This window comes from Bradyrhizobium sp. 23, assembly GCF_023073295.1.
GTDB classification, from domain to species: Bacteria; Pseudomonadota; Alphaproteobacteria; order Rhizobiales; family Xanthobacteraceae; genus Bradyrhizobium; species Bradyrhizobium canariense_D.
Window position 1 is genome coordinate 1 of record NZ_JADPJF010000058.1, and the last position, 13,325, is coordinate 13,325.

Consider the following 13,325-nt stretch of genomic DNA (forward strand, 5'->3'; position numbering starts at 1 on the left):
CAGACGCGGCTGATCCTGCGGATGCATTTGAGAACGGATCACGGACCGCAAGCCGTCGGCGCCAATCAGAGCAGCGCCTTCGATCCTCCCCGCTTCGGCCGTGAGCACGCTGACCCTGTCCCCCAGGTCTTCAAAGCTCGACACTGCGATCGATTGATCCAGGCGAACGTTCGGGAGCTTCCGGCAGGCATCCAGGAGAATGTTGTGCAAGTCGACGCGATGGATCGCGACATAAGGTTCGTCAAACCGCGCCCTGAACGTCTCATCAAAGGGAACGGCGGCGAGCTGCTCTCCCGAATATGCATCGAGCATGAGCAATGCGCTCGGCTCGTGAGATTGTGCGCGAACAGCGTCGGCAACCCCCATTTGCGCGAAGGCCGAGAACACGTTGGGGCCCATCTGGATCCCGTAGCCAATGGCGCCGATCTGCTCGCTTTGCTCGAGCAGGCGCACCGGCATCCCCTTCCTGCCGAGCGCTAGCGCCGCCGAAAGGCCGCCAAGGCCTCCGCCTACAATCAGGATTTCGTTGCTGTCGCGGCTCATTCGGACCTCCTATTGACTTTGCCAGGACGAAACCGATGCGGCTATTTCTGCACCATCGGGCAGCCGCCTTCGGCGATTGGCCTAAAGGCCTGGTCAGCGGGGATCACGTTGACGAGGGCGTAATAGTCCCAAGGTCCCTTGGATTCCTCAGGCTTCTTCACCTTGAACAGATACATGTCGTGGATAGCCCGGCCGTCGGGGCGGACCGTGACCGCGCCGAAGAGGTCGTCCTGAATCGGACGCTCCTTCATCCTGGCGATCACCTCAGCGCCATCGTCGGAGTTCGTTGCTTTCACGGCATTCAAGTAGGCCAACACCGAGGAATACACGCCGGCATGGTTCATGGTCGGCATCTTGCCGTTGTTGCGCGCCGCGAAGCGCTTGCTCCACTGTCTGGTTCGGTCGTTCAAATCCCAGTAGAAGGCTTCGGTGAAGAGTAGGCCTTGCGCAGTCTGCAAGCCGATCGCATGAACGTCCGAGATGAAGATCAGCAGAGCCGCCAGGGTCTGACCGCCCTGCGGTATCCCGAATTCCGAAGCCTGTTTGATGGCGGTGCTTGTATCGCCGCCGGCGTTGGCCAGTCCGATGACTTTGGCCTTCGAGGATTGCGCCTGCAGCAGGAACGACGAGAAATCGGACGTCCCGATCGGATGCCGAACAGAGCCGACTACCTTTGCATTGTTCGCCACTACCGCTGCCTTGCCGTCGCGCTCCAACGCCTGCCCGAACGCATAGTCGGCGGTGAGGAAGAACCATGAGGCCCCGCCGCGTTCGACGACGGACTTAACGGTCGCATTGGCAATCGACCAGGTATCGAATGTCCATTGCACGGTGTTAGGCGAGCACGCCTTGCCGGTCAGATCGGAAGACGCCGTGCTCGACGCAAGCAACGCATGGCGGGACCCGCGCGTGATTTCGTTGACAGCCAACGCAACGCCCGAGTTTGGAAGATCCAGAACGGCATCCACGCCATCGACGTCGAACCAGCGACGAACGATGGCAGAGCCGATGTCCGGCTTGTTCTGGTGATCTGCGGATACCACTTCCAGCCTGAGACCCGGCCCGAGCGAACCAAAGTCCTCCACAGCCATTTGCGCGGCAAGGACCGAGCCCGGACCGGCCGCATCGGCATAGAGGCTCGACTGATCGTTCAAGACACCGATTTTGACGACGCCATTAGAAATCTCAGCGTGCGCCCCCGTACTCGACAGCAGGGCGGCAAAAGCTGCTGCGGCAATGCAATGCCTCATCATATCCATATCCTCCCAATTGCCCCTCTTTGGAGGCGCTATTTATGTACGTATACCTACATAATACAATGCAGAAGGTCAAGCCTTTTTCCGTATATACAATCAATCGTCTGGACACTGGCGCGGACATCCTGTACGTATGCGGACAATAATCGACTTCATTGCCATTCCATGCAGGGGGAGGAGCACGCGATGCGTCTGTGCCGTTTCAACGACGACCGGCTCGGCCTTGTCGAGGGCAGCACCATCTACGACGTCACTGCGTCGACTGAGACACTGCCAAGCCGCCGCTGGCCGTTTCCAATGGGAGATGCGCTTGTCGCGCATCTGCCTGAGGTGTGCCGCGCTGCCGAGAAGCTGAAACCGCACGCCAGCCGATTCGATCTGGCGCGGGTCGCGTTGCGCAGCCCCATTGCCAATCCAGGGAAGGTCATGGCGGCGCCGGCCAATTACCGTCTCCACGTGGAGATCGACGCGAAGGACCCGGCGGTCCACCACAATGTTCACAACAAGCAATTGGCGGGGCTCGAGCGTCCCGTGGAAACGCTCGGCCTCTTCCTGAAGGCGACGTCCTCGGTGGTCGGGCCAAGCCCTGGCATCAACCTGAACTGGCAAGAGCGGCGGAACGACTACGAGGCAGAACTTGTGGTCGTGATCGGAAAAGCCGGAAAGAACATCCTCGCTGAGAATGCGACGGAGCACATCGCCGGCTATTGCGTCGGCCTGGATATGAGCGTCCGCGGCGCGCAGGAGCGAAGCTTCCGCAAATCCGCCGACTCTTACACCGTGCTCGGCCCATGGCTCACGACCGCCGACGAGATTGCCGATCCCGAGCAGCTGACCCTGTGGCTGACGTTGAATGGAACCGAGCGGCAACGATCATCGACGGCCGCAATGACTGTTGGCATACGGCACCTGATCGAAATCGCGTCGAGCGCCTACACGCTCTATCCCGGCGACATCCTGATGACCGGAACGCCGGAAGGTGTCGGCGCGGTGTCACCGGGCGATATCATCGTGACCGGATGCGACGGCCTCGGCGAAATGACAGTGCCCGTCGGCATCTGAAGATCCTCCGGGACTGCCCACAGCTACAGGAATGTATCTTGCCGAAAACAACCACAGCTTCCTCCACCACTCCGAATCCCGCAGGGATCGAGTTCTTCGCGAAGAGTTTGATTCTTCACGAATTGCCGGGGTATCTCATCCGCCGGCTCGATAGCCGCGCAGCCTTCCTCTACGAGAAATTCACCGCGCAATCCGACCTCACGCCGCGGCAATTCGGCGTCCTGCTCACGTTGTTTCAAGCGGGCCCCCTTCCCCAAACCGAGCTCGGCAACCGCTTGCATCTTGATCGCAGCACGCTGGGCGAAATGCTGCAGCGGATGGTCGATCGCAAACTGGTGGAGCGGCGGGCGCATGAAAGAGACCGACGCGCCGTCGAGATCGTCCTGACGCAAACCGGAAAGACCGCAATGTTGACAGTGGTCGAACAGGCTCTGGAAGCTCAGAAAGCGCTGCTGTCGCCTTTGCCCGATTATCTCCGGCCGGTGTTTCTGAAGTGCCTGCAGATGCTCGCCGATGCCGACGAGAATGACGATGCCGCCAATCCAGCCGATGGGAGATCATGATGAATAATGTAGTGACCCAGGACCGCGCCGTCCACGACATCACATCGCTGGATGATCTCTATCGCGAGGCGGAGCGCCTGCAGGTTACGCCTGGCTGGATCAGCCGCGACCGGCCGATCTTCTGGAAGGAACCGCGAACCGATTTTGTGCCCGCTCATTGGCACTATCAGCATGTCCGGAGTGCATTGGCGTCGGCCGGAAACTTGATCGACGTCGCGCTGGCCGAGCGCCGTAATCTCATTCTGCGCAATCCATTTCCTGCCAACAATTTCGCGACCGTAAGGACCCTGGTCTGCGCCTATCAGATGATCCTGCCGGGCGAGGTGGCGCCTTCGCACCGTCACTCGGCACATGCCTTGCGTGTCATTCTCGACGCCAAGCGATCCTACTCCGTCGTCAACGGCGAAAAGACCCCGATGGAATCGGGCGACGTCATTTTGACGCCCGGTGGGTACTGGCACGGGCATGGCCATGAGGGCTCGGAGCCGGCTTACTGGCTGGACGGCCTGGATATACCGTCGGTGCATTTGATGGAGCCGATGTTCTATGAAGAGCATCCTGAGAAGTACGAAAAGATTGCTTCGGTCGCAGCGAGCTCGCGTTTCAGATTCTCGCGCGACTCGATCTTGACTGAGTTGGACAAAACTGCCGCGGATAGCGAGGGAGCTCACGGACCACGGATCACCCTTGAGGCCCCCGACATGCCCATGATGGGGCTCACGGTCGAAAGACTGAACTCGGGCCAGCTGACGCGCCGCCAACGTTCCACAGCCAATCGGATTTTCGTCGTCATGGACGGAACGGGTACGACGAGAGTGGCTGATAGTGTTTTTGCCTGGCAAAGAGGTGACACCGTCGTTGTCCCGACGTGGTCGGCGTTCAGCCACGAAGCGTCGTCGGATGCTCAACTTTTCTGCTTGTCCGACGAACCGCTCATGCGAGCCTTCAGGTACTATAGATCGGAATTTGTGTGATGGCTGCGCGGTCGTGGGGTCGATAGTGCCGCGCCACTGGTTGTTATCTTCATGCCTTCTGTAAACACGGAAGCGCCCGCCTCGTCGCCGGCCGGCGCGGGAAAGCGTCAGTCCGAATATGACAAGCTGCTTGGCCGGACTTCCCGAGAGCTTTCAAGATAAAGCGAATCCGGGACGTAGTCCTGCGTCGGCACTTCGCCGCGTTGAACGCAGTGGTCTAACAGTGAGGCCCAACAGCGCGCCATCGCGCACAAAATCGTCCAAAATCGTAGGTTTGCGCACGAAATCGTACAAATGGCGGAGAGAGTGGGAGTCAAACCCACGATTCTCGGTCCTCTCCCTCCGGACAACCAACACTACTCGTCAGCGCTCCCGGCCTCCTGTCCTCGGAATCAGACCGCAGATGCGCCACAAGCCTGCTGTGCCGGCGCAAACGCCGGCTCCTAGCCAATTGAACCATTCCAACTTTCGCTCCAGCTTATCATTAGCCAATTCGAGCTATAGCTCCCGCCAAGCGATTGAGGCGGATAATAGTTGGTCCTTTTTGCGCCAAAGCCTGTCGGTGCGCCAGCCAGGCTTCAAGCGCTGGAACCTTCCGTACGATGGAGCCCGCTGCAGTACTCCATCCGTGAAGACGCAATGGATGTCGGACCTAAGCTTGGGGTAGAATTCTCAATCTGGAGGAAGCGAGAACGACTCGACGAAGCTACGCTAAACTGCGCGATGCCAGCCGTCCGCACTACTCCCACTCAATTGTCCCCGGCGGCTTGCTCGTCACGTCGTACACCACCCGGTTCACGCCCTTCACCTCGTTGATGATGCGCGTGGCGGTCTCGCCGAGAAACTTCATGTCGAACTGATAGAAGTCCGCGGTCATGCCGTCGGTGGAGGTGACGGCGCGCAGGCCCACCACGAAGTCGTAGGTGCGGCCGTCGCCCATGACGCCCACCGTCTTCACGGGCAGCAGCACGGCGAAGGCTTGCCAGATATCGTCGTAGAGGCCGTGTTTGCGGATCTGGTCGATGTAGACGGCGTCGGCCTTGCGCAGGATGTCGAGCTTTTCGCGGGTGATGTCGCCGGGGCAGCGGATGGCGAGGCCGGGGCCTGGGAACGGATGGCGGCCGACGAAGATTTCGGGCAGGCCGAGCTCGCGCCCTAGCTTGCGGACCTCGTCCTTGAACAGCTCGCGCAGGGGTTCGACCAGCTTCATGTTCATGCGCTCGGGGAGACCGCCGACATTGTGGTGCGACTTGATCGTCACCGACGGGCCGCCGGTGAAGGAGACGCTCTCTATCACATCAGGATAGAGCGTGCCTTGCGCCAGGAAGTCAGCGCCGCCGATCTTCTTGGCCTCCGCCTCGAACACCTCGATGAAGAGGCGCCCGATGGTCTTGCGCTTCACTTCCGGGTCGGTGACACCTTCGAGCTCGCCGAGAAATTGCTTCGAGGCATCCACGTGCACGAGCGGGATGTTGTAGTGGTGGCGGAACAGGTCGACCACGGTCTTGGCTTCGTCAAGGCGCAGCATGCCGTGATCGACGAACACGCAGGTGAGCTGCTCGCCGATGGCTTCGTGGATCAGCACGGCCGCGACGGCGGAATCGACTCCGCCGGACAGGCCGCAGAGCACCCTGCCCTTGCCGACCTGGGTGCGGATCTTCGCGATCTCCTCCTCGCGGAAGGCGCGCATGGTCCAGTCGCCGGAAAGGCCCGCGATCTTGCGAACGAAATTGCGGATCAGTTTGGCGCCGTCGGGCGTGTGCACCACTTCCGGGTGGAACATCAGGCCGTAATATTTGCGCGTCTCGTCCTGGATGATGGCGAACGGCGCGTTCGGCGAGGTGCCGGCCACCGAGAAGCCCGGCGGCATCTTGGTGATGCGGTCGCCATGGCTCATCCAGACCTGGTTCTTGCCGCCTGGCGACCAGACGTCCTCGAACAGCTTGCTCGGCGCTTTCACCTCGACATCGGCGCGGCCGAATTCGCGGTGATGGCCGCCCTCGACCGTGCCCCCGAGCTGCTCCGCCATGGCCATCTGGCCGTAGCAGATGCCCATCACCGGCACGCCGGAATCGAAGATCGCTTGCGGGGCGCGGGGCGAGCCGGCCTCATGCACCGATTCAGGGCCGCCGGAGAGAATCACCGCCTTCGGCTTCATCTCGTTGAAGGCTTGTTCGGCCTTGTTGAACGGGACGATCTCGCAATAGACGCCGTCCTCGCGCACGCGACGCGCAATGAGCTGCGTCACCTGGCTGCCGAAGTCGACGATGAGAATCTTGTCATGCGCCGAGGCCACGGAGGGCGTCGACGCGGAGCGGTCGGTCTGTGCTGCTGTCATGGCAAGCAGATACGCGACGGGGGCTTTTCCCGCAACCGCGCGGGCCGCGCGCCCACATTCTTCTTTGGGTATGGACAAATCGATATAGGTAAGTATTATTGACCTATATGGCCCGCCACTCACCAAGGGCCGATCAGGGAGAACGCCATGCCAAACCATCATCAGCCGTCATCGCTTGCAGAGCTCGGCCGCACCTGGATCGAGGCCTGGAATACCGGCGATCTCGAGCGCGTGCTCACGCTCTATGACGAGGACACCGTGATGACCTCGGACCGCATCCCCGCGATGGGATTCGATGAAAGCGGCACCGTGCGCGGAAAGGATGCGTTGCGCGCCTATTGGGGCAAGGCGCTCGCCCTGTTGCCGAATCTGCATTTCTCGCTGATCGAATTGTTCGTCAGCCCTGATAGCGTGGTGGTGTTCTACGAGAACGAGCGGGGAAAGCGGATCTGCGAATATCTGCGGGTGAACGCGGCCGGAAAGATCGTGCAGGGATCGGCGAATCATCCGGTGCCCTGATCGCGCTTCTAGCTCGAGGACGCACCAAGGCCGACGCGAATCAGCGCTTGCGCAGACCGGCCTTTCTCACCTTGGTATCGGACCATGCCAGCGGACGGCCGGCCCGCGACGGAAGCACGAGCTTCCCGACCGGCTGGCCCGTCTCGTCCACCAGGTCCGAATGGACTTCGCCGCGCGCGTAGAGATTCGCTTCGCCCCATTGGCGCAAGCTGACCACGACTGGAAACAGCTCGCGCCCCCTCTTGGTCAGCGCATATTCCCGATAGGCGCTGCCGTCGGAGGCCGGAATCAGTTCGAGCACGCCAAGCTCCACCAGCCTGTGCAGCCGCGCAGTGAGCATGCCCTTGGCGATGCCGAGGTTCTTCTGGAAATCGCCAAATCGACGCAGCCCGTCGAAGGCATCGCGCACGATCAGAAGCGACCAAATGTCCCCAACTGCGTCCAGTGCACGCGCCACCGGGCAGTCAGCCTCGGCAAAACCGGTCCGCTTCATTCGCCGCCCTCCAAACTGGTCTTAAAATAGGACTGGACAGTACGGTGTGCAACTGGTCTTATTTTAAGACTAGATAGAACGTGCCGGAGACGACAATGACAATCCACGATGCCGCCACAGCCGGACCGACCAACGCCGACGAAAAGGCCGACGATGACGCCGGGCGCGGGCTCTCGCGCGGGATGGCGATGCTGCTGGCGCTGACCTGCGGCCTGAGCGTCGCCAATATCTACTTCGCGCAGCCGCTGCTCGATGCCATGGCGCGCGATCTCGGCATCGACCCCGCCGCGATCGGGATGGTGGTGACCTTCACCCAGATCGGCTACGCGTTCGGCCTGATCCTGATCGTGCCGCTCGGCGACCTCTGGGATCGCCGCCGCCTGATCGTCGGCCAGACCGTGCTGTCGGCGATCGGCCTCGTCATCGTCGCCACGGCGGCGCATGCCGCCGTGCTGCTTGTGGGAATGGCGCTAGTCGGCATGCTCGCCGTCGTCGTCCAGGTCCTCGTCGCCTTTGCCGCGACGCTGGCCAAACCGGACGGGCGCGGCCGCGCGATCGGCACCGTCACGAGCGGCGTCGTCGCCGGCATCCTGCTGGCGCGGTTCGCCTCGGGCGCGCTGGCCGATTTCGGCGGCTGGCGAATGGTCTACCTGGTCTCGGCCGGCCTCATGCTGGCCATGGCGGCGCTGCTCCTGCGCGTGCTGCCGCGCGGCCGGCAGTCGGCGCTGGCCCGATCCTCTTATCTGTCGCTGTTGCGCTCAACCGCCTCGCTGTTTGTCGAGGAGCCGATACTGCGCGAGCGCGCGTTGTTTGCGTTTCTGATCTTCGCCAATCTCAACGTGTTCTGGACGTCGATCGTGCTGCCGCTCTCGGCGCCTCCCTTCGCGCTGTCGCATACCACCATCGGATTGCTCGGCGTCGCCGGGTTCGCCGGAGCGCTCGCGGCGCGCAATGCCGGGCGGCTTGCCGATCTCGGATGGGCCCAGCGGACCACCGGGCTGTCACTGCTGCTGATGCTGGGTGCCTGGGCTCCGATCGCCTGCCTGCAAAGCTCGCTCTGGCTGGTCGTCGCCGGCGCGATCGTGCTGGATCTGGGACTCCAGGCCGTGCACGTGACGAGCCAGAGCCTGATCATCGCCGTGCGGCCCGACGCGGCGAGCCGACTGGTGGGCGGTTACATGGTGTTCTACTCGGTCGGAAGCGCGATTGGCGCGATCGCGTCGACGATGGTGTACGCGATGGCCGGCTGGTCCGGCGTCTGCGTGCTCGGCGCGGGAATCAGTGCCGCCGCGCTGCTGGTCTGGGTCATCATCGCAAGCAGGATGCCGGTGACCGCACATTGCGCGCTGATGCATGGGCAAAAATAAGGGCCGAAAACAATAAGAACTGTAAAGTAAAAATGAGGACTACCGCGGGAGCATCCGATAGTAACGGCACTGCCGTCGCCGCCCCAGGATCACCATCATGAAGCTCCCCACCTCCCCTTTCACCGTCACCGACTGGAGCAAGGTCGAGCCGACCGTCCATCCCGGCGAGACCGGGCAAGCCCAGTGGCGTACGCTCGACATCGGCGATCTCCGGGTGCGGATGGTCGAGTATTCGCCGGGCTATCTCGCCGACCATTGGTGCGACCGCGGCCACGTGCTGTACGTGCTGCAGGGCGAGCTCGACAGCGAGCTGCGCGACGGCCGCAAGTTCAAGCTCACGGCGGGGATGAGCTACCAGGTCTCGGATTTCGGCGATGCAGCGCACCGGTCCTCGACGGCGACGGGGGCGACGCTGTTTATCGTCGATTGAGGCGCCCCGGAAGGGTTAATTTGCACCGCAAAATAGCAAAATTCGGCGACATCCCGAGCGGCGGGTGGTGCCTTGAAGTGGCCCCAAAATCTCGCTATATTGTGATCATCGATACTTGGCCGAACGACTGGGCCGCTTCGCTTCGTTGCTGACGGGCGCGCACGCTTCAGATGATTTCTCCAACATCGACTGATCAGGACTATGGGCGCAATAGTGCGTACCGGTCCGCGTGTTAACTTCTTAAGCAAAGGAAATTCCCATGGCTATGGGCACCGTGAAGTGGTTCAACAATCAAAAGGGCTTTGGTTTCATTCAGCCGGATGACGGCGACAAGGACGTGTTCGTGCACATCAGCGCCGTCGAGCGCGCTGGCCTCTCGACCCTCAACGAAGGTCAGAAGGTCTCGTTCGACATCGTCGCCGATCGTCGCAGCGGCAAGTCCTCGGCTGACAATCTCCGCGTCGGCTAAAGCCCGCGCACCGTTCTGACCACGGACGTACCGGCAGAACGTCGAGTTAGAAAACCCCGCGACCGGGTTCCGGTTCGCGGGGTTCTTGTTTGGTGAGACAGGCGTCGCGTCATCCGCGATGTCGTGGGGTGGGCTATGCCTTCTTCAAGACCGAGACGAAGAACCCGTCCGTCCCCGTCCGCCGCGGCGTCATCAGCCAGCCTTCCGGCGATTGCAGCGCGGCTTGCGCAAACTCCTCGGCCTTGTCCCAGAGCACGCTCGCGGTCTGCTCGGGCGGCACCACAGCGAACTCGGGATGGCGGGCGGTGAACGCCCTCACCTGGTCGCCGTTCTCCTCTGAGAGCACCGAGCAGGTGATGTAGGCGATGCGGCCGCCGGCCTTGAGCAGCGGAACCGCGCGATCGAGCACTGCGGTCTGGTCCCGCAAGCGAATCTCCAGCGCGCCCGGACGCATGCGCCATTTGGCATCGGGATTGCGGCGCCAGGTTCCGGTTCCCGTGCAGGGCGCGTCGATCACGACGAGGTCGGCGGTCGCGCTGATCTCCGCCAGCGGATCGGCCTCGCCCTTGGGCGTGCGCACATCGGCATTGTGGACGCCGGCGCGCGACAGGCGTTCGTGAATGGGCGCAAGTTGCCGCTTGTCGCTGTCGGTCGCGATCAGCCGGCCCTTGCCCTGCATCATCGCGGCGAGCGCCAGCGTCTTGCCGCCGGCCCCCGCACAGAGATCGATCACCTGCTCGCCGGGTTTTGCCGCGGTCAAGGCAGCCGCAAGCTGTGACCCCTCATCCTGCACTTCAATGGCACCCTTGATGAAATCCTCTTCGGCCTGGATACCGGGGTTGCGCGCATCGGCCGAAAGCTCGATGCGCAGGCCGGTTGCGGACCAACGCGTCGGTTTCGCATGAAGGTGAGCAAGCGCCCCCAGCGTCTTGTCGCGATTGGATTTTAACGTGTTGACGCGCAGGTCGAGCGGCGCCCGGCTCGCCATCGCGGCCGCCTCCGCGACGCGTTCGTCGCCGAACGCTTTTGCCAAATACGGATCCAGCCATTCCGGATAGTCACCGGCGATCGCGGCCGGGGCACCTTCAAGCGACCGCGAGGCGAGCGCGGCCTGCTCGGCCTCGGTCAACGGCGCGGGGGCAAAGCGGCTGCCGTCGAACAGCGCGGCCATGGTCGCCGCGTCCATGTTGCGCTCGAGGCGGAGCATGCCGATCAGCCGAGCACGCGCGGTGTCCGAATCCATCAGGTAGGCGCTCGAAGCATAGCGGCGCAGCACGTCCCAGACGAGGCCGGCAATGGCGGCGCGGTCGCCGGATCCGGCGAAGCGGTGCGCGGTGCCCCACTCCTTCAGCGCCTTGGCCGCGGGCACGCGGTCCTTCTCGATGGTGTCGATCAGTTCGATGGCTGCGGACAGCCGGGCAGCGGGAGTCATTTGAATCTTTCAGATCAAATCCGACGGCTAACCGTCAGATCAACAAGAGCATCTTCAGTGCGAAGTAGATCCACATCGCGAGCAGGACGAGCACGCCGGCGAGCCAGATCGTGGAGCGGCGCCCGAGATTGTTGGAGGAGACGAAGATTCCGGCATGGACGAAGCGCGTCACCACGAACACCCAGGACATCAGCACGATGAAGAGATCGGCATGGCGCAACGGGAGCGCCAGCGCGATCAGGGCGTAGAACAGCACCGGCAATTCGAACTGGTTGCGGTAGCAATTGGCGATTTGTGTGGCGCCCTTGGGCCAGTTGGGCTCGCCGAGCGCAATGTCACGGCTCTTGGTCTCGCCGGAGACGAGCGCGCGCCGGCGTCCCAGCGCCATGGCGATCAGGAGCGCGAAGGTGAGACCGACCTGCACGAAGACCGGCAGCAAAACCATTTGAATGGACATCGGAATTTCCCGGGATTTCCCATCCGGCGGAGACCACAGCTAGCGTCCATTAGCGGTCACCGCTGGTCCTGACAATCAACGAGTTGAACCGGCGTTCCCGATGAGGCGACCCACTGTCGACAGTTAAAGCGATTTCCCCCTTTGGGGCGCGCAAGGCGAGAGACCGCCATGAACACCCTCTTCAGCCAGTTCGGCAGCCTGACCGGCGCTTTGACCGAGTCCGCCGACGGCCAGTTCGGCATCCTGATGTCGGCGCTGGCAGGCATCGCGACGGCGCTCGCGGTGGCGCTGGCAATGACGGTCTACTTCCGAATGAGCTATCGGACCTGGCGCGATGTCCTCAGGCATGGCCTCGCTGCGCTCGCCGCCCTCGCTCTGTTTGCGTTTGCCGCCTACGACATGCGCCATGCCACGCTGGCCTATCTCGGCCTCAATCCCTCGAAACCCGCGGTCGAGTTCGAGATCCGCATGCCCAAGGAGACCTTGGCGGCGGCGTCCGACACCCAGATCGAGCTGCATACCGACCGCAACCAGACGCTGGCACTGGTCGAGGGCGTGCGGGAGCTCGGTGATGGCCGCTCCGTGCTGCGTGGCGCGGTACCGCTCAACCACCGCACTGCGGACCGCGTGCTGGTCGTGAACCTGCCCGGCAAGGGCACCTTCGAATTCCGCCTCCGCGTGCCGGCCGAGCCGCATCGCTCCGAACAGTCCGGCGCTCAGTTCGGCCCTCAGTTCGGCCCTCAGTTCGGCCCTTGGCACCTCGCCGACCGCATCGCCTCGCCGCTGGCAAGCCCGGTCGCGCCGCAGGACGCCTACACAATCCGCTATCGCGTGCTTTAAACTTTGTTCGATCGCTGACCGCGGACGCGCCGTCATCGTTCCGACGTCGGGCGTGGCCTATGATCGATCCATGTCCGAATTTCGCCTGACACAGATCTCCGACACCCATCTTGGCCGGCGCTTCCCTGGCCTGATCGCCAACTTCCAGGCGCTCAGCGAGCATATCGACACCGATAGGCCCGATCTCGTTGTCAACACCGGCGACGTCTCGTTCGACGGGCCGACCAGCCGCGACGATGTCGAATTCGCCAAGGGCCTGCACGATGCCCTGCCCGTCGCCTGCCGCTACATCCCCGGCAATCACGACATTGGCGACAATCCGACCGCGATCGGCCCTGCGCCGAAGCCGCCGGTCGCGGAAGCGCATCGTCAGCAATTCCGCGAGATCATCGGCGAGGACCATTGGTCGTTCGAGGCCGCGGGCTGGTGCTTCCTCGGCCTCAACTCGCTGGTGATGAACTCAGGGCTCGCCTTCGAGGCCGAGCAGTTCGATTGGCTTGCTTCGGAAGTTTCGCGCACGAACGGCAAGCCGGTCGCGCTGTTCGTACACAAGCCGGTATTTCTCAACGGGCCCGACGACCC

15 protein-coding genes are annotated in these 13,325 nt (G+C 62.7%); 9 read left to right on the forward strand and 6 right to left on the reverse strand.

Annotated features, from left to right (window positions below; genetic code table 11):
- Together IVB32_RS13535 and IVB32_RS13540 are read right to left on the reverse strand one after the other, a co-directional pair.
- The coding region (locus IVB32_RS13535; RefSeq protein ID WP_247410587.1) for an FAD-dependent monooxygenase at positions 1-543 on the reverse strand (543 nt) is incomplete at its 3' end.
- 41 nt (positions 544-584) lie between these two features.
- Positions 585-1,793, reverse strand: coding sequence for an ABC transporter substrate-binding protein (locus IVB32_RS13540; RefSeq protein ID WP_247410643.1), 1,209 nt, complete (start codon positions 1,791-1,793; stop codon positions 585-587).
- 192 nt (positions 1,794-1,985) lie between these two features.
- Between IVB32_RS13540 and IVB32_RS13545 the strand changes: the two genes are divergently transcribed.
- Genes IVB32_RS13545 through IVB32_RS13555 form a run of 3 tightly spaced genes read left to right on the forward strand, consistent with a single transcriptional unit; the run spans position 1,986 to position 4,398 of the window.
- Positions 1,986-2,861: a fumarylacetoacetate hydrolase family protein gene (locus IVB32_RS13545; RefSeq protein WP_247370797.1), complete on the forward strand. Its 876-nt coding sequence runs from the start codon at positions 1,986-1,988 to the stop codon at positions 2,859-2,861.
- A gap of 38 nt (positions 2,862-2,899) precedes the next feature.
- The gene (locus IVB32_RS13550; protein WP_247370800.1) at positions 2,900-3,424 is read left to right on the forward strand and encodes a MarR family transcriptional regulator; all 525 of its coding nucleotides are present in this window, start codon (positions 2,900-2,902) and stop codon (positions 3,422-3,424) included.
- Positions 3,424-4,398 (forward strand): cupin domain-containing protein, encoded by a 975-nt coding sequence (locus tag IVB32_RS13555; protein ID WP_247410590.1) that lies wholly within the window; start codon positions 3,424-3,426, stop codon positions 4,396-4,398. The genes IVB32_RS13550 and IVB32_RS13555 overlap by 1 nt, the downstream gene beginning before the upstream one ends.
- Before the next feature lie 739 nt (positions 4,399-5,137).
- On the opposite strand, the gene guaA is transcribed toward IVB32_RS13555, so the two are convergent.
- Positions 5,138-6,736 (reverse strand): glutamine-hydrolyzing GMP synthase, encoded by a 1,599-nt coding sequence (gene guaA / locus IVB32_RS13560; RefSeq protein ID WP_247297520.1) that lies wholly within the window; start codon positions 6,734-6,736, stop codon positions 5,138-5,140.
- Positions 6,737-6,883: 147 nt separating this feature from the next.
- Here guaA and IVB32_RS13565 point away from each other — a divergent pair, with 147 nt between their 5' ends.
- Entirely contained in the window at positions 6,884-7,255 is a 372-nt protein-coding gene (locus IVB32_RS13565; protein ID WP_247297523.1) for a nuclear transport factor 2 family protein, read from the forward strand.
- Positions 7,256-7,295: 40 nt separating this feature from the next.
- Here the strand turns inward: IVB32_RS13565 and IVB32_RS13570 are convergent, their stop codons facing one another.
- Positions 7,296-7,748, reverse strand: a complete 453-nt coding sequence (locus IVB32_RS13570) for a helix-turn-helix domain-containing protein (RefSeq protein WP_247297525.1) — start codon at positions 7,746-7,748, stop codon at positions 7,296-7,298.
- 182 nt (positions 7,749-7,930) lie between these two features.
- On the opposite strand from IVB32_RS13570, the gene IVB32_RS13575 reads away from it, so the two are divergent.
- The 3 genes from IVB32_RS13575 to IVB32_RS13585 all read left to right on the forward strand — a co-directional run bounded on the left by IVB32_RS13575 (position 7,931) and on the right by IVB32_RS13585 (position 10,014).
- The gene (locus tag IVB32_RS13575; protein WP_247410644.1) at positions 7,931-9,115 is read left to right on the forward strand and encodes an MFS transporter; all 1,185 of its coding nucleotides are present in this window, start codon (positions 7,931-7,933) and stop codon (positions 9,113-9,115) included.
- A gap of 97 nt (positions 9,116-9,212) precedes the next feature.
- Positions 9,213-9,545 carry a DHCW motif cupin fold protein gene (locus IVB32_RS13580; protein WP_018459194.1) on the forward strand — a complete coding sequence of 111 codons (333 nt, stop codon included), beginning with the start codon at positions 9,213-9,215 and terminating at the stop codon, positions 9,543-9,545.
- A gap of 259 nt (positions 9,546-9,804) precedes the next feature.
- On the forward strand, positions 9,805-10,014 hold the full coding sequence (locus tag IVB32_RS13585) for a cold-shock protein (RefSeq protein ID WP_007592195.1): 210 nt from the start codon (positions 9,805-9,807) through the stop codon (positions 10,012-10,014).
- Positions 10,015-10,147: 133 nt separating this feature from the next.
- On the opposite strand, the gene IVB32_RS13590 is transcribed toward IVB32_RS13585, so the two are convergent.
- Positions 10,148-11,446 carry an RsmB/NOP family class I SAM-dependent RNA methyltransferase gene (locus IVB32_RS13590; RefSeq protein ID WP_085352855.1) on the reverse strand — a complete coding sequence of 433 codons (1,299 nt, stop codon included), beginning with the start codon at positions 11,444-11,446 and terminating at the stop codon, positions 10,148-10,150.
- Positions 11,447-11,480: 34 nt separating this feature from the next.
- On the reverse strand, positions 11,481-11,903 hold the full coding sequence (locus IVB32_RS13595) for an MAPEG family protein (RefSeq protein WP_026233755.1): 423 nt from the start codon (positions 11,901-11,903) through the stop codon (positions 11,481-11,483).
- A 168-nt stretch (positions 11,904-12,071) separates the two neighbouring features.
- Here IVB32_RS13595 and IVB32_RS13600 point away from each other — a divergent pair, with 168 nt between their 5' ends.
- Positions 12,072-12,743, forward strand: a complete 672-nt coding sequence (locus IVB32_RS13600) for an acriflavin resistance protein (protein WP_247410592.1) — start codon at positions 12,072-12,074, stop codon at positions 12,741-12,743.
- A gap of 70 nt (positions 12,744-12,813) precedes the next feature.
- Positions 12,814-13,325, forward strand: a 512-nt coding sequence (locus tag IVB32_RS13605) for a metallophosphoesterase (RefSeq protein ID WP_247410595.1), incomplete at its 3' end; no start/stop codon positions are given.

Coding starts and splice junctions, on each gene's coding strand:
- IVB32_RS13585 (WP_007592195.1), top strand. CDS start 9,805: ATGGCTATGGGCACCGTGAAGTGGTTCAACAATCAAAAGGGCTTTGGT.
- IVB32_RS13580 (WP_018459194.1), top strand. CDS start 9,213: ATGAAGCTCCCCACCTCCCCTTTCACCGTCACCGACTGGAGCAAGGTC.
- IVB32_RS13600 (WP_247410592.1), top strand. CDS start 12,072: ATGAACACCCTCTTCAGCCAGTTCGGCAGCCTGACCGGCGCTTTGACC.
- IVB32_RS13555 (WP_247410590.1), top strand. CDS start 3,424: ATGAATAATGTAGTGACCCAGGACCGCGCCGTCCACGACATCACATCG.
- IVB32_RS13540 (WP_247410643.1), bottom strand. CDS start 1,793: ATGAGGCATTGCATTGCCGCAGCAGCTTTTGCCGCCCTGCTGTCGAGT.
- IVB32_RS13565 (WP_247297523.1), top strand. CDS start 6,884: ATGCCAAACCATCATCAGCCGTCATCGCTTGCAGAGCTCGGCCGCACC.
- IVB32_RS13590 (WP_085352855.1), bottom strand. CDS start 11,446: ATGACTCCCGCTGCCCGGCTGTCCGCAGCCATCGAACTGATCGACACC.
- IVB32_RS13575 (WP_247410644.1), top strand. CDS start 7,931: ATGGCGATGCTGCTGGCGCTGACCTGCGGCCTGAGCGTCGCCAATATC.
- guaA (WP_247297520.1), bottom strand. CDS start 6,736: ATGACAGCAGCACAGACCGACCGCTCCGCGTCGACGCCCTCCGTGGCC.
- IVB32_RS13595 (WP_026233755.1), bottom strand. CDS start 11,903: ATGTCCATTCAAATGGTTTTGCTGCCGGTCTTCGTGCAGGTCGGTCTC.
- IVB32_RS13545 (WP_247370797.1), top strand. CDS start 1,986: ATGCGTCTGTGCCGTTTCAACGACGACCGGCTCGGCCTTGTCGAGGGC.
- IVB32_RS13570 (WP_247297525.1), bottom strand. CDS start 7,748: ATGAAGCGGACCGGTTTTGCCGAGGCTGACTGCCCGGTGGCGCGTGCA.